Origin of the sequence: Promicromonospora sp. AC04 (assembly GCF_003058225.1) — a bacterium.
Taxonomy (GTDB): Bacteria; Actinomycetota; Actinomycetes; order Actinomycetales; family Cellulomonadaceae; genus Promicromonospora.
Map to the genome: position 1 here is coordinate 186986 of NZ_QBUG01000002.1, position 18498 is coordinate 205483.

The window sequence follows — 18498 nt, forward strand, 5'->3', positions numbered from 1 at the left end:
ACGGTACGCGCCCCGGCGCGCGTATCCAGGGTGTGCTGCACCCAGGAAGACGGCGTCCTTCCTGGACGCGGGGCGGCGCCGGAGCCTGGACCCATGAGCACAGAAACGACAGCACCCAGCACTTCCAAGGTCGTCCTCGTGACCGGCGCGAGCAGCGGCATCGGCGAGGCAACGGCGCTCCGGCTCGCGTCGGAAGGCCATCAGGTCGTCCTCGGCGCCCGCCGCACCGCCCGCCTCGAGGCCGTCGCGGAACGCATCCGGGCCGACGGCGGCCGGGCGGGCGCCGTGCGTCTCGACGTGACCGACGCCGACGGCGTCCGCGCCGCGGTGGACCAGATAGTCACGGAGCACGGGCGGATCGACGTCATCGTGAACAACGCCGGCGTCATGCCGCTGTCCCGGCTCGACGCCCTCCTGGTCGACGAGTGGGACCGGATGATCGAGGTCAACGTCAAGGGGCTGCTCCACGGTATCGCCGCGGTGCTGCCGCACTTCCGGCGGCAGGGCGGCGGGCACGTCGTGACGGTCGCCTCGGTCGGCGCGCACGAGGTGGTCCCGACGTCGGCCGTCTACTCAGCGACGAAGTTCGCCGCCTGGGCGATCACCGAGGGGCTTCGGCTTGAGTCGGACCCCGGTATCCGGGCCACCACGATCACGCCCGGCGTGGTCGAGAGCGAGCTCGCCGAGCACATCTCGGACCCCGAGGCGCAGACCGCGATGAAGACTTACCGCCGCAACGCCATCCCGGCCGACGCGATAGCCCGCGCGATCTCGTTCGCCCTGGGCCAGCCCGCGGACGTCGACGTCAACGAGATCATCGTGCGCCCGGCGGCCCAGCGATGAACGCGCCGACCAGCGGCGTGCCGACGAGCAGCGCACCGACCAGCGACGTGCCGACCAGCAGCGCGCCAACCAGAAGCGCACCGACCAGCAAGGTGCCGACCAGCAAGGTCTGGTTCATCACCGGGACGTCCCGCGGGTTCGGCCGCGAGTTCGCCCTCGCGGCCCTGCGCCGCGGCGACCGGGTGGCCGCAACCGCCCGCGCCCTCTCCGCACTCGACGATCTCGTGGCGGAGTACGGCGACGCCGTCCTCCCGCTCCGGCTCGACGTCACCGACCGTGCAGCCGACCACGACGCCGTCCGGCAGGCGCGCGAGCGGTTCGGGCGGATCGACGTCGTCGTCAACAACGCCGGGTACGGGCACTTCGGTGCGGTCGAGGAGGTCACCGAGCCGGAGCTGCGCGCCCAGCTGGAGACCAACTTCTTCGGCGCGATGTGGGTGACGCAGGCGGCGCTCCCCATCCTGCGCGAGCAGGGCGGCGGGCACATCGTGCAGATGTCGAGCATCGGCGGGGTCGGCGCCTTCGCCAACCTCGGCGCCTACCACGCCTCGAAATGGGCGCTGGAGGCCATCAGCGAGTCCCTCGCGGCCGAGATCGAGCCGCTGGGCATCCACGTGACCCTCGTCGAGCCCGGCGGCTTCGACACCGACTGGTCCGGGTCGTCCGCCCGCACCTCCGAGCACTCGGCCACCTACGACTTCGTCCGTGAGGCCGCCGCACGACGGCGGGGCGCGCAGTCGCCCGGTTCCCCCGCGGCGGCCGCGGCGGCGCTGCTGGAGATCGTGGACAGCGACCGGCCGCCGCTACGCGTCCTGTTCGGCGCCCAGGCACACCAGATCGTCACCGGCATCTACGAACACCGCCTCCACACCTGGCAGAACACCACAAACCTGTCCCACCTGGCCCAAGGAACCGACTGAGTCGGATTCAGCAGGCTCCAGGCGACCACCAACCCCGAAGATCCGGTCGCCCAGAGCCTACTGAAGCAAAGTCAGGAGCGGTCCGCGGCGACGGCAGGACGGCGGCGCTACTGCGCAGGGTTTCGGTTCGACGCACCGGCCGCATCCTGCGCGGCCGACGCCGGAGGGCCGCCCCGGACCGCCTCGTGTCTGCGGGCCCAAGGGCTCACCGAGACGACCGAGGCTCCGTGAGCACCTGGGTGCCGATGGTACCGAGGAGCTTCAGCCGATCGGCGTCGGCGCTGCCGGCCACCGCCGTGTAGACCACTATGCGCAGGTCGCTCCCCGGCACCGTGAGCACGTCGCAGTCAAGGACCATGGCGCCGACGACGGGGTGGAGAACGGTCTTGTGGTTCGACACGTGGTCGCCCACCACCCCGGCGTCCCACTGCCGCGCGAACTCCGCGCTGGCGTCCCGCAGGTCCGATACGAGGGAGAGCAGGCCGGCGTCGGCCGGGTAGCGGGCGCGCGCCGCCCGGAGGTCGGCGACCATGGCCGCCTCGAACCTGGCGCCGTGGTCCGGCGTCTGCCGGACGGCGTACCGCGGCCCGACGAAGTGGCGCCAGACCGGGTTGCGCTCACGTTCGGACACCTCGGTCGGGTCGCCGAGCAGCGCCGCCCACAGCGGGTTCCACAGGATCATGTTCCAGGCCGCGTCGTTCACGCTCAGCGGCGCGCCGTCGAGCTGGTCGATCAGCCGGCGCACGCCCGCCGGGATCACCTGAGAGATCTGACCCGGGCCCGGCAACGACTGCCCCGCGAGGACGTACAGATGCTCCCGCTCGGCGTCGGACAGCCGCAGGGCGCGCGCGAGCGCGGACAGGACCTGCGCGGACGGCGCCGTGGCCCGGCCCTGCTCCAGGCGGATGATGTAGTCCACGGAGAGGTTGGCAAGCAGCGAGAGCTCCTCCCTGCGCAGCCCGGCCGCCCGCCGCACACCACCGGCGGGGAGACCCACCGAGGCCGGTGTGGTGCGGTCGCGCCAGGCGCGCAGCGCCCCGCCCAGCTCCGTGGATCCGCTCATGCCCCCAACGTATCCGCGGCAGGCGGGAACAGCCTGGTACTGGGCGTACCCAGGCTGTATCGGGCACTGTCTGTTCGTCTTCGGGCGGGCGACGGTGGAGCGATCAGCAGGTCCACCGATCGTTCGGAGCGAAGAACCCATGACCACCACACTCATCACCGGGGCGAACAAGAGCCTCGGTTACGAGACCGCCCGCCGCCTCGTCGAGGCCGGGCACACCGTCTACGTCGCGGCGCGCGACCTGGAGCGCGGCAAGGCGGCAGCCGCGAAACTCGGCGCCCGCTTCGTCCAGCTCGACGTGACGGACGACGACTCCGTCCGGGCCGCCGCCGACGCCGTCCGCGTCGAGGCGGGCCACCTCGACGTGCTGGTCAACAACGCCGGGATCCTCGGTGCGTCGAAGACCCCGGGCGACGTGACCGGCGCCGACATGCAGACCGTCTACGACACGAACGTGTTCGGCCCGGTGCGGGTCACGCGCGCCTTCCTGCCCCTGCTCCAGGACAGCGACAACCCGGTGGTCGTCAACGTCAGCAGCGGGCTGGGGTCGCTGGCGGCGGTCAGCGACCCCAGCCGGGTGGAGTACCAGGTCAAGCTCCTGGACTACAACTCCTCCAAGGCAGCGCTGGTCATGGTCAATGCGATGTACGCCAAGGAGTTCCCGGGCATCCGGTTCAACGCCGTCGACCCCGGCTACACCGCCACCGACTTCAACGACCACAGCGGGTACAAGACAGTGGAGCAGGGCGCCGAGATCCTCGTCCAGATGGCCCTGATCGGCCCCGACGGCCCAACCGGCGGCTTCTACGACGAAGAGGGCCCCGTCATCTGGTGACCCCAGCGGACTGAGTAGTGTTCAGCAGGCTCGAGGCGACCATGAACCCGTGAGTTCCGGTCGCCTCGAGCCTGCTGAATCGAGGTCAGGAGTCGATTACTCGGGTCAGGGGCCCGACGTCAGGAATGTCACCTGGTGGCCGCTGTTCACCGTCTCGCCCGTGGTGTTGATGACGTTCCGGATGGTGCCCACGCCGCCGAGCGACACGGTGACCATGTTGCGGAACTGGACGCCCGGCCGGACGGGGACCTCGAACGCCCGCGCGTTCGCCACCGACGGGTTGACGTTGAAGAACGCGTAGCTGCCCAGCCCCCACGCCTGGTGGTCGGTCACCGCGTCGTTGACCTTGTACGCCGCCCAGCCCTGGGTGGAGCCGTTCATGTAGGCGGCCTGGTTCGGCGGGTCGTACGGCATCTCGTTCTGGTAGAAGTACGTGCGCCCGCGCTCGCCGTTCCAGATGGTCTGGTACTGCTGGTAGTGCTCGACGAACAGGCCGTACATCGTCACGTCGTCGCCGTTCACGATCAGGCCGTTGCGGCCGGTGTTGACCGTCCAGCCCACCGTGCCGCCGTTGCCGTGGTCGGCTCGCCAGATCCAGGCGTGGTCACCGATCACGTCGTCGCTGTTGACCTCCATGCTCACGGTGGCCTTGCCCGCGATCGAGCCGCCCACACGGATGAAGACGTCGGACAGCACTGTCGGGTTCGCCGCGTGGTCCGCCGAAGAACCCGCCGGTCCCACCTGGAGCAGCACGTTCGAGTTGGTGGTCCCGGCGTCGAACATGATGCCGGCCAGGCGCACGCCGTCGACGTCGGCCACGTTCATGGCGTTGATCCCGCCCTGGGGCACGAACGTGGCCAGGCCCAGACCCAGGACAACGGTGTTTGCCCGGTTGATCTGAAGGGTCTGGTTCAGGTTGTAGGTGCCGGGGGTGACCAGGAGGTTCTGTCCCGCGGCCAGGGCGGCGTTCATGCTGGCGGCGGAGTCGCCGGGGCGCACCACGTGGAACTGGCTGATCGGCAGGGACGTGCCGGCCGGGTTCCCGTTCGCCCAGGTGGTACCGCTGGAGCTGTTCCGGACGGCAGGCACAAAGACCCGGTAGGAGCCGTTGTCGTCGACGTAGAGGTACGGCTTCTCGGCGACCTTCGGGGTGTTCGCGATGGTGGTGTACGGCGGGGACGGGAAGCTGTTCCCGGGGACCCCGGTGCTGCCGACGAACACCTGGTTCCAGTTGGAGCCCGTCCAGCTGCCGAGGGCGGAGTTCCGGGTGAGGAACTGCTGCTGGGTGCCGGAGTTGACCTGGCCGTCGACCTTCGTGTCGGCGATGAAGCCGCCGGACGACCAGCCGCCGTCGGAAAGGGCGAGGCCCCCGCGCAGGTGCATGCGCCGGTAGGGCGCGGCCTGGGAGACGGACCACCGGTCGTTGCCGTCGGCGGGCGTCACGGACAGGCCCTCGGCGGAGCGCCAGAAGTTCTGGGTGGCGTTCTGCGAGCCGTCCGGCCACCAGTCGGCCTCGACGTGGACGTGGCCGTTGATGTTCACGTCGTCGGGCACCAGGCCCAGGCCCGCGACCTGGGTGAAGAAGCCGACGTTCGCATCCACGTCGTAGGAGCCAGGAAAGAACAGCATGGCCTCGCGCTGAGTGCCGAACTGGTTGGTCTCCTGGGCGTCGAAGGCCCGGTTGAGCTCGGCCTGGATCGTGGCGTTCGACATGGACGTGTCGAAGACCGATACGTTCGGGCCGAGGTCCGGGTTGGCCGGGTCGGGGAGAACCGGGTCAGGGTTCGGTCCGGGCACTGAGCCTCCGTTGTGGGTCCACTTCTGGTTGGCGGCGCCGGTGCAGGTCCAGAGCTGGACCTTGGTCCCGTTCGCGGTCGCGCCGCCCGTGACGTCCAGGCACTTGTTCGCTGCCTGGTTCACCAGGTCGCCGGCCGCGGTCAGGGTCCACTTCTGGCTCGCCAGCGAGCCGAAGCAGTCCCACATGTGGACGACGGCGCCGTCCGCCGTCGAGCCGTTCGCGACGTCGAGGCACTTGCCGAGGCCCCGCACGGAGCCGTCGTCGGCGAACGTCCAGACCTGGTTGGCGTTGTTGGACGTGCAGTCCCACACCTGGGGCCGGTTGCCGTTCGCGGTGGACCCCTCGGCCACGTCGAGGCACTTGCCGCTCGCCGAGCTGACGATCGTGCCGGTCGAGGCGGCGACCGCGCCGGGCGACGCAACCACCCCCAGCAGGCCAGCGAGCAGGACGGCGCTGAGTGCGCCGACCACCTTCCGAACACGTGACATGACAGCCTCCGGCAGGGTCTGGCGCCGCGTCGTCGCGGCGGCACCTCACCCTACTGAACAACTTACTAACCTGTCAGTAGGTAAAATCCCCTACCGAGCCGGCGATGCGGACAGCGCCGCCGAGACGACGCCGTCCGCATCGGGCCGGCGCGCGCGGACCCGCCCCGTCAGCGCCGGCGCGGCAGGGGCCTCGGCTCGTCCGGGTCCGCCCCGGAGTCGCCCCCCGAGGACGGCGCCATGGCTGCCGCCAGCTCGCTCTCGTCCGCCGTCGCCCGGCAGTAGACGCGCTTGCCGGTGCCCTTGCACAGCTCGTGCAGCCCGGCGGCGAAGGCGCGCAGGTCCTCGGGGGCGGCGCGGCGGAACCGCCGCGACAGCGACCAGTGCTTCACGACGTCGTCCAGCGTCGCCGGCCGGACCATGCCGAACAGCGTGACCAGGTGGTTGGACAGCCGGATCAGCAGCCGGGCGCCGTCCGGGCTCTCGGCGACGAGCTGCGCGCTGCGCAGACCGTCGTCACCGACCGGCCCGCCGAGCAGCCGCTCCAGCTGGCCCAGCACGGAAGCGGGGTCGACGACGTGGGATCCCACGCTCGCTTCGATCTCGCCGCCGTCGATGGTCAGGGCCGCGGTCTCGTCGTCCGGGGCTGCGAAGTACTCGAACCTCATGAGCGCATCTTTCCGCATGTCAGGGGGTGCTCGGTGCCACGGGCCGAGCTCCCCCCGTGTCCGCGCCCGGCTCAGCCCTCCCGCTGCGCGCCCGCTGCCTTCCGGCGGGACACCCTGACCAGGGCTACGCCCAGTGCCACCAGGACGCCGGCGACCAGCACCACGGAGCCGACGGTCGCGCCCGTCGCGGCCAGGCCGTCCGGGCCGGGCTCCGGACCGGCCGACGGGTCAGGACCCGGGTTGGGGGTCGGGCTCGGCGCCTGAGCCGTGCTGAGCACGAAGTCGAGCCCGGTGACCTCGACGTCGGCCACCTCGAAGGTGATGGTGTCCTCGCCGTCCACCACGTACCCCTCCCCGGGGTGCACGACGGCGGTGTACGACCCGGGCGGCAGGTTGATGGCCCAGGCGCCGTCGTCGTCAGTGGTCGCGGTGTTGATGGTCCCGCCGTCGGCGTCGGTCACCGTCACCTCCGTGTCCGGCACGGGGGCGCCGTCCGCGTGCGTGACGGTCCCGCCGGCGGGCCGCTCCGACGGCTCGACGGGCGCGCTGGTGACCGCGAAGTCCTCCTCGAGCCAGTTCTCGCCGGCTCCGGTCACGGCGACTGACCGCTCCGTGACGTCCGCCGTGTAACCGTCGGGCACGGTGAGGGTGACCGTGTAGTCGCCCTGCGGCAGGTCGCCGACGAAGTACCCGCCCGCGGCGTCGGTGACGAGCGTGACCGGCCCGTCCGGACCGGCCACCGTGACCGTCGCGCCCGGCACCGGTTCGCCGGCGGAGTCGGTGACCGTGCCGCCGATGGAGCCGGGGTGCGACAGCGCGAAGTCGACGTCGGTCAGGTCCTCGGTGCTGACGGTGACGTCCTGGGTGGCCGGGCCGTCGGCGAGGTAGCCGTCCGGCACCGTGATGCTCACCGTGTGGTCGCCCGGGGGCACCTCGTCGAACAGGTAGGTGCCGTCCGCGGCCGTCGTCGTGCTGACCGTCCCGTCCGGGCCCGTCCGGGTCACGACGACCCCGGCGACGGGGTCGCCGCCCGCGGTCACGGTTCCCGTGAGCAACGGCGGCGCCTGGATGACGAAGTCGTTGCCCGTGCTGGGCTCCTCCTGGCCGACCTCCACCGTGATGCCGTCCGGCACCGTGCTGACGGTGTAGCCCTCGGGCAGCTCGCTCACCGAGAACGTGTAGTCCTGCGGCTGGTCGTTGTCGACGTCCCACGCGACCTGGTCGATCAGGTACTGGCCCGCCGAGCTCGTCACGGCCGTGAGCGGCGCGCCCCCGCCGACCGGCGTGAGGGTGACGGTCGCGCCGGGGACGGGCGTGCCGTCGTCGGTCAGGACCGTGCCGCTCACGGCGACCGGCTCGATGTCGCGCGCGGCGAAGTCGACGCCCGTGGCGTCGGCGGAGGTGAGGTCGATCTCGGCGACCACCCGGTCGCCGTACGTGACGAGCCCGAACGGGTGCTCGCCGCCCGCCTCCGGCAGGTCGGTCAGCTCCACGCTGTAGCCGGGCGCGGCGGTGTAGCCGGGGAAGATGTACTGGCCGCTCTCGTCCGACGTCGTCGTGGCGAGCTCCGCGCCGTCCGGGCCGAAGAGGGTGAGGGTGGCGCCCGGCAGCACGCCCTGCGGCGCGCCGGCGTCGTCGACGAAGTTGACGGTCCCGGCGATGTCGCGCGCGAGGGAGGCGAACCACGTCTGGTACACGGGGAAGCCGCTGCGCTGGTAGAACTCGATGGTCAGGGTCTTGATCGGCGTCGTGGGCCGGAACCAGCCGGTGGCGCCGGACGTGTCGTTCGCGGCCACGTTGCCGAGCACCGTACGGGTGGCCGGGTCCCAGGTCGGCACGTCCTCCGGTACGCCCGTGCAGGACGGCGACCCCGCCGCCGTGCAGTAGTTGAAGCCGCCCTGCCACCCGAGCTCCGCCCCGGAGAGCGGTCTGCCGTCGGCGGCGTGCGCGGTGACGATCGCGCGGTCCGCGTCGATGTCGCCGAGCACGAACGCCCAGCCGGCCGCCGGGGTCGGGCGCTCGAACGTGTAGGTGGTGGTCGACGGCGACGTCGGCCGGTCGGCCTGGGGGCGCAGGTTGAGGTACTGCTGGTCGCGGCTCGACCCGTAGTCCTCGCCCGGCGGCGTCGCCTGGCTCAGCCACGAGGACGCGCCGGAGATAACGCCGACGCCGCCGCGCGAGTCCGAGGTCACCGACGCTGCCGGGAAGCCGCCGGCCGGGAGCTGCATGGTCGTGGACCAGGCTCCGGCCGAGCCGGTCAACGGGTCCCAGTCGGCCCAGCCGGCGGTTGTCGCCGCCGACGCGGACATCGTTGGAATGACGGCGCCAAGAGCGACGAGCACGGCCGCCGCGAGTGCGCCCAGGCCCGCTGGGGTGCGCTTCACATCGCCACGGTAAGAGACGATCCGTCTCGCCGCGCGGCGGCGGATGCAGACACATCGTGTTTGCCATCGGCCCGGCAACTGTGGCAAATTGGCACCAGGCAGTCATGGAAACGTTTCCACGGAGGACGGCAGAGTGGCCACGATCAAGGACGTCGCAGCACTGGCGGGGGTATCCCTCGGCACGGCATCACGGGTGCTGAGCGGCAGCAGCCAGACCTCCCCCGACTCGCGGGCCCGCGTCACGGCGGCCGCGGAGCAGCTCAAGTACATCGCCAACGGCCCCGCGCGGTCGCTGCGCCGCTCCCGTACCGAGGTGCTCGGCCTCCTCGTGTCCGACATCCGCAACCCGTTCTTCTCCGAGCTCGCCCACGCCGCCGAGCGCGAGGCGCAGCGGCGCGGCTACACGGTGCTGCTCGCCAACGCCGACGAGGACGCCGCCCAGGAAGCCGCCTACCTGCGGACCTTCGCCTCCCAGCGCATCGACGGCCTGCTCATCGCCCCGCAGGGCTCGGACCTGACCCGGCTCCAGGCCGTGCGGGACTCGGGCCTGCCGCTGGTCTTCGTGGACCGGTCGGTCGACGGCATCGACGTGCCCACGATCAGCACCGACAACGCCGACGGCGTGCGGCGCGCCCTGACCTGGCTGCACGGCCGGGGCCACCGGGAGGTGGCGTTCGTCGGCGGACCGCCCGGGATCTCGACCGGCAGCGAGCGCCGCGCGGCCTTCCTGCAGATCCGGGACGAGCTCGGCCTCTCCGCCGACCCGCGCCTCCTCGCGCACGGCGACTTCCGGGCCGAGAGCGGCGTGGAGGCGATGCGGGCGGTGCTGGCCTCCGGCGCGCGCCCGACGGCGGTGCTCAGCGCCGACGGCCTGATGACCCTGGGGGTGGCCCACGCGCTGCGCGAGGAGCCCGCCCGGTCGCTCGGCGCCATCGAGATCGTGTCGTTCGACGACCTCGACTGGTTCTCTCTCGTGTCGCCGCCGATCTCCGCGGTGCGCAATGACGCCACGGCTATCGGCCGGCTGGGGGTCGGGGCGCTGGTCGACATCATCGAGGGGCGTCCTGCCGCGTCGCGCAGGGTCGAGACGTCGTTCGTCGACCGGTCGGGCGAGGCGGCTGGGTCGGCTGGGTCGGCTGGGTCGGCTGCGTCGAGCGACGCGGCCGCGTCGGACGACCCGGCCGCGTCGGACGACCCGGCCGGGGCGGGCGCATGACGGTACGGGTCACCGTCGTCGGCAGCATCAATGCCGACACGTCGCTGCGCCTCGCTGCCCTTCCGGGGCCGGGCGAGACGGTCCTCGCGCAGGAGGCGTCGAGCTCGCTCGGCGGCAAGGGCGCCAACCAGGCCGTCGCTGCCGCCCGCGCGGGCGCGCGGGTGCGCATGGTCGGCGCGGTCGGCGTGCACGACGGCGAGCACCTCGCCGACGCCCTGGCGGCCGAGGGCATCAACACCGGTCTGCTCACACGCTCGGAGCGCGCGAGCGGCCGGGCCCTGGTGCTCCTCGACGACGCCGGTGAGAACTCCATCATCGTGGTCCAGGGGGCCAACGCCGCGATCGACGACGCCGCCGTCCGCCAGGCCTGCTCGGAGCTCTCCCCCGGCGACGTCCTGGTGCTCCAGCACGAGATCCCCGCTGCGACGTCGCGGCTCGCAGCCGCGACGGCTTCCCGCGCCGGGGCGACGGTCATCTGGAACGCGGCGCCCGCGCCGACCCGGTCCGCCGACCTCCTTGAGCACGTCGACCTGCTCGTGGTCAACGAGCACGAGCTCGACGCGGTCGCGCGGCTGCTCGGCCTCGGGCCGTCGGGTCCCGGCCAGGACATCACCGCCGTCGCCGCGCGGCTCGGCACCGACGTCGTCTGCACGCTCGGGCCGGCCGGGGCGCTCGTGTACCGCTCGGGCGTGCTCACCCAGGTGCCCGCCCCGACCGTGACCGCCGTCGACACGACCGCGGCCGGCGACACGTTCGTCGGCTACCTCGCGGCGTCGTGGCACCTGCCCCTGGCCGACGCCGTCCGCAGGGCCGCCGAGGCCGGCGCCCTCGCCGTGACGCGCCACGGGGCGGCCACCTCGATCCCCACCCTCGCGGAGGTCGAGCACCGGCTCGCCGGCGCCCGGACCGAGATCAGCCAGACCCTCGCCGCCCAGGCAGGCACCCCGACAGGAAGGAACGATCCATGAGAGTCGCACTCGGAGCCGATCACGCAGGCTTCCCGCTCAAGGACCAGGTCCGCGAGGCGATCGAGAGCCTCGGGCACACGGTCGTCGACTGCGGCACCGACAGCGCCGACCCGGTCGACTTCCCCGACATCACCCAGGCCACGTGCGCGCCCGTGCTCGCCGGCCAGGCCGACCGGGCCGTCCTCGTCTGCGGCACGGGCGCGGGCGCCATCATGGCGGCCAACAAGATCCCGGGCATCCGGTGCGGGCTGGCCAACGAGCCCTACTCGGCCCACCAGGCGGTCGAGCACGACGACGCGAACGCCATCGCCCTCGGCGCGTGGCTCGCGCCGCGCGCCTTCGTCGCCGACATCGTCCGCGAGTTCCTGGACGCCACGTTCGACGACGACGCCGACACCCGCCGGCGTGTCGCCAAGCTCAACGCCCTCGACGACCTGATGCCCACCACCGGCGACTGACCGTCGCCGTTCTCCCGAAAACGATCCTGAACCACGGTCAAAGGAGATCACATGTCCACCACTACATCCGCGCCACGGCGCTCCCCGCTCGGGTCCAAGGACCGCGTCAAGACCGCCGTCGCGGCCGCCGTCGGCACCAGTGTCGAGAACTACGACTTCGTCGCGTTCGGCACCGCGTCGGCGCTCTACTTCGGCGCCGTCTTCTTCCCCGAGAGCGACCCGCTCGTCGGCACGCTGCTCGCGTTCGCCACCCTCGCGGTCGGGTTCGTGATGCGTCCCCTCGGCGGGGCCGTCGGCGGGTACCTCGCCGACCGGTTCGGCCGGAAGCCCGTCCTGGTCGGGGCCATGATCGTCATGGGCGGGGCCACCGTCCTGATCGGTCTGCTGCCGACGTACGCACAGATCGGCGCCACCGCGCCGGTGCTGCTGGTCATCATCCGCATGATCCAGGGCCTCGCCTTCGGCGCCGAGTGGGGCGGCGCCATCACCATGGCGTACGAGCACGCCCCTTGGCACCGCCGCGGCATGTTCGCGGCCATCCCCCAGTCGGGCAACCCGCTCGGGATCGCGCTCGCCAGCGGCATGTTCGCGCTCAGCGCCAACCTCGAGGGCGACTGGAAGTGGCGCACGCCGTTCCTGCTCAGCGCCGTGCTGGTCGTCGTCGCGCTCGTCGTGCGGTCGCGCCTGTCCGAGTCCCCCGAGTTCCAGGAGGCAGTCGCGACGGGCAAGACCGAGAAGAACCCGTTCCTGGCCACCCTCCGGAACGACTGGCGGGGCATCCTGCGCGTCATCGCGCTGCGGGTCGTCGAGTCCTTCGCCTACTACTCGACCGCGACCTACCTGCTCAACTACATCTCGGAGCGGGACCCGGAGGTCCGGCCCACGGCGCTCGGCGCGATCACCGCCGCGAGCATCCTGGCCATCGTGGTCACCTTCCTCGCGGGCTCGCTCACGGACCGCATCGGACGGCGTCCGATCTACATCGCCGGCTGCATCGCGGCGATCCTGTTCGCGTTCCCGATGTACCTCATGGCCAACCAGGGCGGCCGCGGGATGGTCATCGCCGTCTTCATCATCGGGATCGGCCTGATCCACGCGGCGCTCACCGGGACCCAGGGCTCGCTCCTGACCGAGCAGTTCCGCACCGCCACCCGTACCTCTGGCGCGTCCCTCGGCTACCAGCTCGCCGCGGCCCTTGGCGGGTTCGCGCCGCTCATCGCCGCCGCGCTGGTCGGCGCGTTCGGCTGGCCGGGCGCCTCGGTCCTGTACCTGGGCGCCGCCGTCATCGGCCTCGTCGGGATCCTGGTCACCAAGGAGACCTGGCCCCGGGCGGAGCGCGAGCGGGTCGGCGCGCTCGTCGAGGCCGAACGCCGGCGCTGACACCGGCGCCGTCGACCCACGCCGTCGACCCACGCCGTCGGCCCGCGCCGAAGTCCGCTTCGAGCAAGCACTTGGGCATGCATTCGCTGTCGGAAGCATGCCCAAGTGCTTGGTGGAAGCGGACTTTCGCGAGAGCGGCCGGCTCAGCCGCCGTTCGACTGGCGGATGCCGTCGGCGAGCGCCTCGAACTCGTAGACGAACCCGCCCGCCGACCCGCTGACCGTCATGTACGCGTCGGTGGTGCCGGGCTTGATGGCGATGTTGGTCGCCGAGGTCAGCCCCTTCACCTTGGACGGCAGCGAGACGGTTGTGAGCAGCTCGCCGACGGGGCTGTAGACGAACACCTTCGCCTGGCCGTGGACGCCCTGGTAGACGTTCCCGTCGGCGTCCACGGCGGTGGAGTCGACCTGGCTGTGCCCGCCGCTGAAGTAGATGGCGGGGTAGGCAGTGGTCACCTCCGTCCGGTCGGCGTCGAGCCCGAGGTAGTCGACCCGGTTCCCGGTGTTGTGGCTCACCCACAGGCCGGCGAAGTCCGGGGTGAACGAGATGCCGTTCGGGGCGGGCAGGTCGCCGGCGAGGACCGTCGCCTCGGCGGTCTCGCCGTCGATCCGCACCACGCGGCCCTGCGGCTCCCACGTGGGGTCCGCGTAGCCGGTCGTGTCGGTGACGAAGAGGTTGCCGGACTCGTCGAAGGCCACGTCGTCCGGCCGCATCGGCAGGCCGTCGACGTCGCCCGAGAAGAAGGTCCGCGGGTCGTCGCCGTCGGCGGTGATGCTGTCGATCCCGCCGCTGGCGAAGTCGGTGAGGTACAGCCGCCCGTCGGCCGGGCTGAACTGCGCGGACGTGTACGCGCTGTCCTCGTCCGTGAAGACGGGGGCGACGTCGCGCGCCTCGACGTCCACCCGCAGCACCTTGGGCTCGCCGGGCGGGGCGGTGACGTCCACGACGAACAGGCCGCCGTCCGGGCCGAAGGTCGGCCCCTCCAGCAGGGTCATTCCCGTGGCCTCGTGGATCGCGGTCACCTGGGTGACCAGCTTCGCCGTGCGCTCGGGCGCCGGCTCGTGGGGCCGCCCGCCCACACCGGACGCGCCCGCTGCGTCCGCCGTCGCGGGGTCGGCGCACCCGAGCAGCAGGCCGACGGCGACGAGCGCCGGCAGCGCGCCCAGGACGGAGGACCGGATCGGCACTATCTGGTTCCCCATCACTCCGCCGCCACCAGGACGTCGCTCAGCTCGCTCGCGCGCCACTCCCGCAGCAGGCGGTGGAACGCGACCGGCCCCGGCCCGTAGGCGAAGCTGGGCCCGGTGCTCGCGCCCTCCCGGTTGTAGTAGCCGGGAGTGCACTCCGCCTGGAAGGCGCTGTGGTCGTGGGCGGAGTCGCGAATGGTCTGGGCCCAGTCGTCCTGCGCCTGCTCCGTGGGCTCGACGTAGCGAGCGCCGACCGCGCGGCTCTCGCCGATGACGGCGGCGATGTGCTCGGCCTGCTCCTGCAGGATGTGCACGAAGTTCACGGAGTTGGCGTTCTGCACGGCTCCGAGGTGGAAGAGGTTCGGGAACCCGTGGCTGTAGAACCCGTGCAGCGTCCTGGGGCCGCGGCCCCAGGCCTCGAGGAGCTGCCGGCCGCCCCGGCCGGTCACCGGCATGGTTCCGGACAGGACGCCGGAGACGCCCACCTCGAACCCGGTGGCGAAGATGACGCAGTCCACCTCGTACTCGACGTCGCCCACGACGATGGCCGTCTCCGTCATCCGGGTGATCCCGCCGAAGTCCGCGGTGTCGACGAGCGTGACGTTCGGCCGGTTGAACGTCGGCAGGTAAGCGTCGCTGAACGTCGGCCGCTTGCACATGTAGCGGTACCAGGGCTTGAGCAGCTCGGCGGTCGCGGGATCGGTGACCACCTCGTCGACCCGGGCCCGGATCTCGTTCATCTTCGCGAGGTCGACGAGCTCGTCGATCCGCTCGCGCTCCTCGGCGGACACGCTCGTGTCGACGGCGCCCGAGACGACCTTGCGCTGCAGCTGCGCGGTCGAGGTCCAGCCATCCCCCGTCAGGTCCTCGCCGACGGGCTCACCGGAGACGACGGCGAGGAAGTTGTCCATGCGCTCCTGCTGCCAGCCGGGCGTCAGCGAAGCGGCCCACGCCTGGTCGGTGGGGCGGTTGTCGCGGACGTCGACCGACGAGGGGGTGCGCTGGAAGACGAGGAGCTGCTCGGCGTCGCGCGCCACGAACGGGATGACCTGCACGCCGGTGGCGCCCGTACCGACAACGGCCACCTTCTTGTCGGCGAGCCCCGTGAGGCCGCCGAACTGGTCGCCGCCGGTGTAGCCGTAGTCCCACCGGCTCGTGTGGAACGTGTGGCCGCGGAACGTCTCGATCCCGGGAATGCCGGGGAGCTTGGGCTCGGTGAGCGTGCCGGAGGACGTGATCACGTAGCGGGCGCGCATGCGGTCGCCGCGGTCGGTCTCCACCACCCACTCCGCCGCCGCCTCGTCCCAGCTCAGCGCGGTCACCCGGGTCTGGAAGACGGCGTCGCGGTACAGGTCGAACTTTGTGGCGATCGCCACGGCGTGCTGCCGGATCTCCTCGCCGGGCGCGTAGCGCCACTCCGGCACGGACCCGACCTCCTCCAGGAGCGGCATGTACACGTACGACTGGATGTCGCAGTGGATGCCGGGGTAGCGGTTCCAGTACCAGGTCCCGCCGAAGTCCCCCGCCTCGTCCATCATCCGCAGGTTCTCGACGCCGGCCTGGCGCAGGCGTGCGCCGGTGACCAGTCCGCCGAAGCCGCCGCCGATGACCAGCACCTCGACGGAGTCCGTCAGCGGCTCGCGCTCAACGCGCGGGGTGTAGGGGTCCGTGGCGTAGTAGCCGAAGGAGCCGGCCGCGCGGCGGTACTGGGCGGCGCCGTCCGGCCGGATGCGCCGGTCTCGTTCAGCCGCGTACTTCGCGCGGAGCGCGTCGACGTCGAGCTCCTCGATGGTCTGCGTCGCCTGGGAAGAGGTTGTCATGGGTGGCCCCTTGCTCGCGCGTCCGGGCAGGACGCGGCCCAGGGCGTGCCTGCCGCTCTCCGCGCGCCCCACAGTCGTCCGCCCGAGACGACTGTGGATCGGTTGGTCCTTTCACCCTAAACTTAACCCGGTCCTAAGTAAATGGGTTAGCTCGATCCTAAGTAAATGGGGTGGGGCGCCGCTTCACGAACTACGGTGAGCACGTGACAGAGACCGACGACGACGAGCGCACCCTGCTGGCCGAGCAGGTCCGGAAGCTCAGCGTCGCGTTCGAGACCGGAGCGCTCCCCACCCTGCTGACGCCGTTGCTGACGGTGGAGCTCACGATCCAGCAGCTCAAGGTCCTCACGATGCTGGTCACCACGGACGAGGGCATGACGGGGAGCGGGCTCGCGGAGGTGTTCGGCGTCTCCATGGCCTCGATGTCCGGGCTGCTCGACCGGCTCGTGGCGCAGGGCATGGCCGAACGATCGAGCGACCCGCACGACGCACGGGTACGCCGGATCCATGCGACGGAGCACGGTCGGTCGGCGATGCGGCGTCTGGTCGCCGCACGCCCCGAGTACGCCGACGACGTCCTGCTGCGCATCCCGCTCGACGACCTGCGCGGGCTCGCCCGTGGCATGGCCGCCGTCGGCGCCGAGCTGGAACGGCTCCGCGAGCTGGACACTCGGGCGCCGTCCGCAGGGAGCTAGGCCCCGGGAGTCAGGCGCCGAACTCGCGGGCGCGCAGCCGCGCGAGATGCGCGTGGACCAGCGGCAGGACGGACGCACCCTCACCGCTCGCCGACGCCACCCGCTTCATGGACCCGGCGCGCACGTCGCCGACGGCGAACACGCCGGGCACCGTCGTCTCGAGGCTCGCCGGCGGCTGGCCGTCGACCCAGGCGTCACGGGGCACGTCCCGGCCGGTCAGCACAAAGCCGCGCTCGTCGAGCGCCAGGCCGTCGGGGAGCCACGAGCAGTCCGGCTCGGCGCCGAGCAGGCAGAACAGGCCGTCGGCCGCCGTCTTGCTGTGCTCGCCGGTGTCCAGGTCCTCGAGCCGCAGCCACTGCAGCCGGCCGTCCCCGCCGCCGTCGGCGACCACTGTCCTCGTGCGCACCTGGATGGTCGGCGTCGCGTCGATCTCGCGCACCAGGTAGTCCGACATCGTCTCGGCGAGGCTCGCGCGCCGGACCAGGATCGTCACCGCGCCCGCGAACTTGGCGAGGTGGACGGCGGCCTGGCCGGCCGAGTTGCCGCCCCCGACCACGTAGACGTCGCGGTCCTGCAGCTCGCGCGCCATCGACGTCGCGGCCCCGTAGTACACGCCCGCGCCCACGAGGTCGTCGACCCCCGGCACGCCCAGGCGGCGGTACTTCACCCCGGTCGCGAGCACGACGGTGCGCGCGCACAGCTGGGCGCCAGTGACGTGCACGTGCTGGTGCTCGGGCTCGTCCGGCGGCCCCGGCTCGATCCGGATCGCCGGACGCCCGGTGAAGAACCGCGCGCCGAACCGGCCCGCCTGGATGCGCGACCGCTGCGCGAGCCGCATCCCCGAGATGCCGCGCGGGAAGCCGAGGTAGTTGCGGATCATCGAGCTCGACCCGGCCTGGCCACCGATCGCGTCGCGTTCCAGCATGACCGTGGCGAGGCCCTCGGACGCCGCGTAGACGGCCGCCGCGAGGCCCGCCGGCCCGCCGCCGACGATGGCGACGTCCGCGATCACGCCCTCGGGGATCGTGTCGAACCCGCCGTAGATCGCCTCGGTCACGGTCGCCGGCGTCGCCGCGGACACCACGCGGCCGGTGAAGGTGCGGACCAGGGGCAGCTCCGCCTCGGGACCGGCGGCCTCGGCCATCTCCTGCGCCTCGTCGTCGTCGGGCGTGAGGGCACGGTGGGGAAACCCGAGGCGCTCCAGGAGGTCCCGGACCGCCGCGGCACCCCGGTCGCCCGGCTCCGCCACCACGTCCGTCACGGTCACCAGCGGCCGCCCGACCGACCAGCCCCATTCCGACAGCAGCTCGATCAGCGCGGTATGGAACTCCTCGTCCCGCGGGCCGCGCGGGATGAGGACGAACGTGTCCATGTCCCGCCGCAGCGCCGCGGCGCGCAGGTCGTCGAGGGCGTCGGCGAAGTCGTCCCAGGCGACGAGCGCCACGCGCCGGGCCGTCGCGACGACCGCGGGCACGTTGTGCAGGAGCTCGATCGCCGTGCCGTCGGCCAGGACGTGCTCCGCCGCGATCATCGCGATCTGCGCGCCCTCGGCCACGAGCTCACGCGCGCGGTCCAGGCCCGCGGTGAGGCCCGCGGCCAGCTCGATCCGGTAGTCGCGGTCGTACCGCGCTCGGAACTCCTGCTCGACGACGTCGGCGTGCTCGCCGACGACCAGCAGGATGACTGGCCTGTCGTCCATGGCGCCCAGCGTAGACGGTGGCCCCGGGCCTTGGTCGTGAGCGTGACCGTCACGCCGATGACGGCGTCGAGGCGCAACG

Annotated in this window: 16 protein-coding genes; 8 read left to right on the forward strand and 8 right to left on the reverse strand. The window is 72.1% G+C overall.

Going from position 1 to position 18498, the window contains the following annotated elements:
- The first annotated feature begins 93 nt into the window (after nt 1-93).
- A complete protein-coding gene (locus C8K30_RS06405; protein WP_108492074.1) occupies nt 94-843 on the forward strand; it encodes an SDR family oxidoreductase in 750 nt (249 codons plus the stop codon).
- On the opposite strand, the gene C8K30_RS31190 is transcribed toward C8K30_RS06405, so the two are convergent.
- Nucleotides 815-961, reverse strand: a complete 147-nt coding sequence (locus tag C8K30_RS31190) for a hypothetical protein (protein WP_233257021.1) — start codon at nt 959-961, stop codon at nt 815-817. The two genes, C8K30_RS06405 and C8K30_RS31190, sit on opposite strands and share 29 nt — an antisense overlap.
- Between C8K30_RS31190 and C8K30_RS06410 the strand changes: the two genes are divergently transcribed.
- Nucleotides 936-1763, forward strand: a complete 828-nt coding sequence (locus C8K30_RS06410; protein ID WP_233257022.1) for an SDR family NAD(P)-dependent oxidoreductase — start codon at nt 936-938, stop codon at nt 1761-1763. The two genes, C8K30_RS31190 and C8K30_RS06410, sit on opposite strands and share 26 nt — an antisense overlap.
- A gap of 205 nt (nt 1764-1968) precedes the next feature.
- Here the strand turns inward: C8K30_RS06410 and C8K30_RS06415 are convergent, their stop codons facing one another.
- Nucleotides 1969-2826 carry a helix-turn-helix transcriptional regulator gene (locus C8K30_RS06415; protein WP_108492076.1) on the reverse strand — a complete coding sequence of 286 codons (858 nt, stop codon included), beginning with the start codon at nt 2824-2826 and terminating at the stop codon, nt 1969-1971.
- Nucleotides 2827-2965: 139 nt separating this feature from the next.
- On the opposite strand from C8K30_RS06415, the gene C8K30_RS06420 reads away from it, so the two are divergent.
- Nucleotides 2966-3661, forward strand: a complete 696-nt coding sequence (locus C8K30_RS06420) for an SDR family NAD(P)-dependent oxidoreductase (protein WP_108492077.1) — start codon at nt 2966-2968, stop codon at nt 3659-3661.
- Nucleotides 3662-3766: 105 nt separating this feature from the next.
- Here the strand turns inward: C8K30_RS06420 and C8K30_RS06425 are convergent, their stop codons facing one another.
- The 3 genes from C8K30_RS06425 to C8K30_RS06435 all read right to left on the reverse strand — a co-directional run bounded on the left by C8K30_RS06425 (nt 3767) and on the right by C8K30_RS06435 (nt 8996).
- Complete coding sequence (locus C8K30_RS06425) at nt 3767-5947, reverse strand: RICIN domain-containing protein (protein ID WP_108492078.1); 2181 nt, start codon at nt 5945-5947, stop codon at nt 3767-3769.
- A gap of 167 nt (nt 5948-6114) precedes the next feature.
- Nucleotides 6115-6612 (reverse strand): hypothetical protein, encoded by a 498-nt coding sequence (locus C8K30_RS06430; RefSeq protein WP_108492079.1) that lies wholly within the window; start codon nt 6610-6612, stop codon nt 6115-6117.
- Nucleotides 6613-6683: 71 nt separating this feature from the next.
- The gene (locus C8K30_RS06435) at nt 6684-8996 is read right to left on the reverse strand and encodes a collagen binding domain-containing protein (RefSeq protein WP_233257023.1); all 2313 of its coding nucleotides are present in this window, start codon (nt 8994-8996) and stop codon (nt 6684-6686) included.
- A gap of 133 nt (nt 8997-9129) precedes the next feature.
- Between C8K30_RS06435 and C8K30_RS06440 the strand changes: the two genes are divergently transcribed.
- Genes C8K30_RS06440 through C8K30_RS06455 form a run of 4 tightly spaced genes read left to right on the forward strand, consistent with a single transcriptional unit; the run spans nt 9130 to nt 13018 of the window.
- Nucleotides 9130-10212 (forward strand): LacI family DNA-binding transcriptional regulator, encoded by a 1083-nt coding sequence (locus tag C8K30_RS06440; protein WP_199230377.1) that lies wholly within the window; start codon nt 9130-9132, stop codon nt 10210-10212.
- A complete protein-coding gene (locus tag C8K30_RS06445; RefSeq protein WP_108492081.1) occupies nt 10209-11180 on the forward strand; it encodes a ribokinase in 972 nt (323 codons plus the stop codon). Before C8K30_RS06440 ends, C8K30_RS06445 begins: the two co-directional genes overlap by 4 nt.
- Nucleotides 11177-11638 carry an RpiB/LacA/LacB family sugar-phosphate isomerase gene (locus C8K30_RS06450; protein ID WP_108492082.1) on the forward strand — a complete coding sequence of 154 codons (462 nt, stop codon included), beginning with the start codon at nt 11177-11179 and terminating at the stop codon, nt 11636-11638. The genes C8K30_RS06445 and C8K30_RS06450 overlap by 4 nt, the downstream gene beginning before the upstream one ends.
- Before the next feature lie 51 nt (nt 11639-11689).
- Nucleotides 11690-13018: an MFS transporter gene (locus C8K30_RS06455; protein WP_108492083.1), complete on the forward strand. Its 1329-nt coding sequence runs from the start codon at nt 11690-11692 to the stop codon at nt 13016-13018.
- A 143-nt stretch (nt 13019-13161) separates the two neighbouring features.
- On the opposite strand, the gene C8K30_RS06460 is transcribed toward C8K30_RS06455, so the two are convergent.
- Nucleotides 13162-14220 (reverse strand): SMP-30/gluconolactonase/LRE family protein, encoded by a 1059-nt coding sequence (locus C8K30_RS06460; protein WP_108492084.1) that lies wholly within the window; start codon nt 14218-14220, stop codon nt 13162-13164.
- Nucleotides 14220-16025: an NAD(P)/FAD-dependent oxidoreductase gene (locus C8K30_RS06465; protein ID WP_108492085.1), complete on the reverse strand. Its 1806-nt coding sequence runs from the start codon at nt 16023-16025 to the stop codon at nt 14220-14222. Before C8K30_RS06465 ends, C8K30_RS06460 begins: the two co-directional genes overlap by 1 nt.
- Nucleotides 16026-16228: 203 nt before the next feature.
- On the opposite strand from C8K30_RS06465, the gene C8K30_RS06470 reads away from it, so the two are divergent.
- Entirely contained in the window at nt 16229-16720 is a 492-nt protein-coding gene (locus C8K30_RS06470; RefSeq protein WP_199230378.1) for a MarR family winged helix-turn-helix transcriptional regulator, read from the forward strand.
- A 10-nt stretch (nt 16721-16730) separates the two neighbouring features.
- Here C8K30_RS06470 and C8K30_RS06475 read toward each other — a convergent pair whose 3' ends face one another.
- Nucleotides 16731-18419, reverse strand: coding sequence for an FAD-dependent oxidoreductase (locus C8K30_RS06475; RefSeq protein WP_108492086.1), 1689 nt, complete (start codon nt 18417-18419; stop codon nt 16731-16733).
- Nucleotides 18420-18498: the final 79 nt, after the last annotated feature.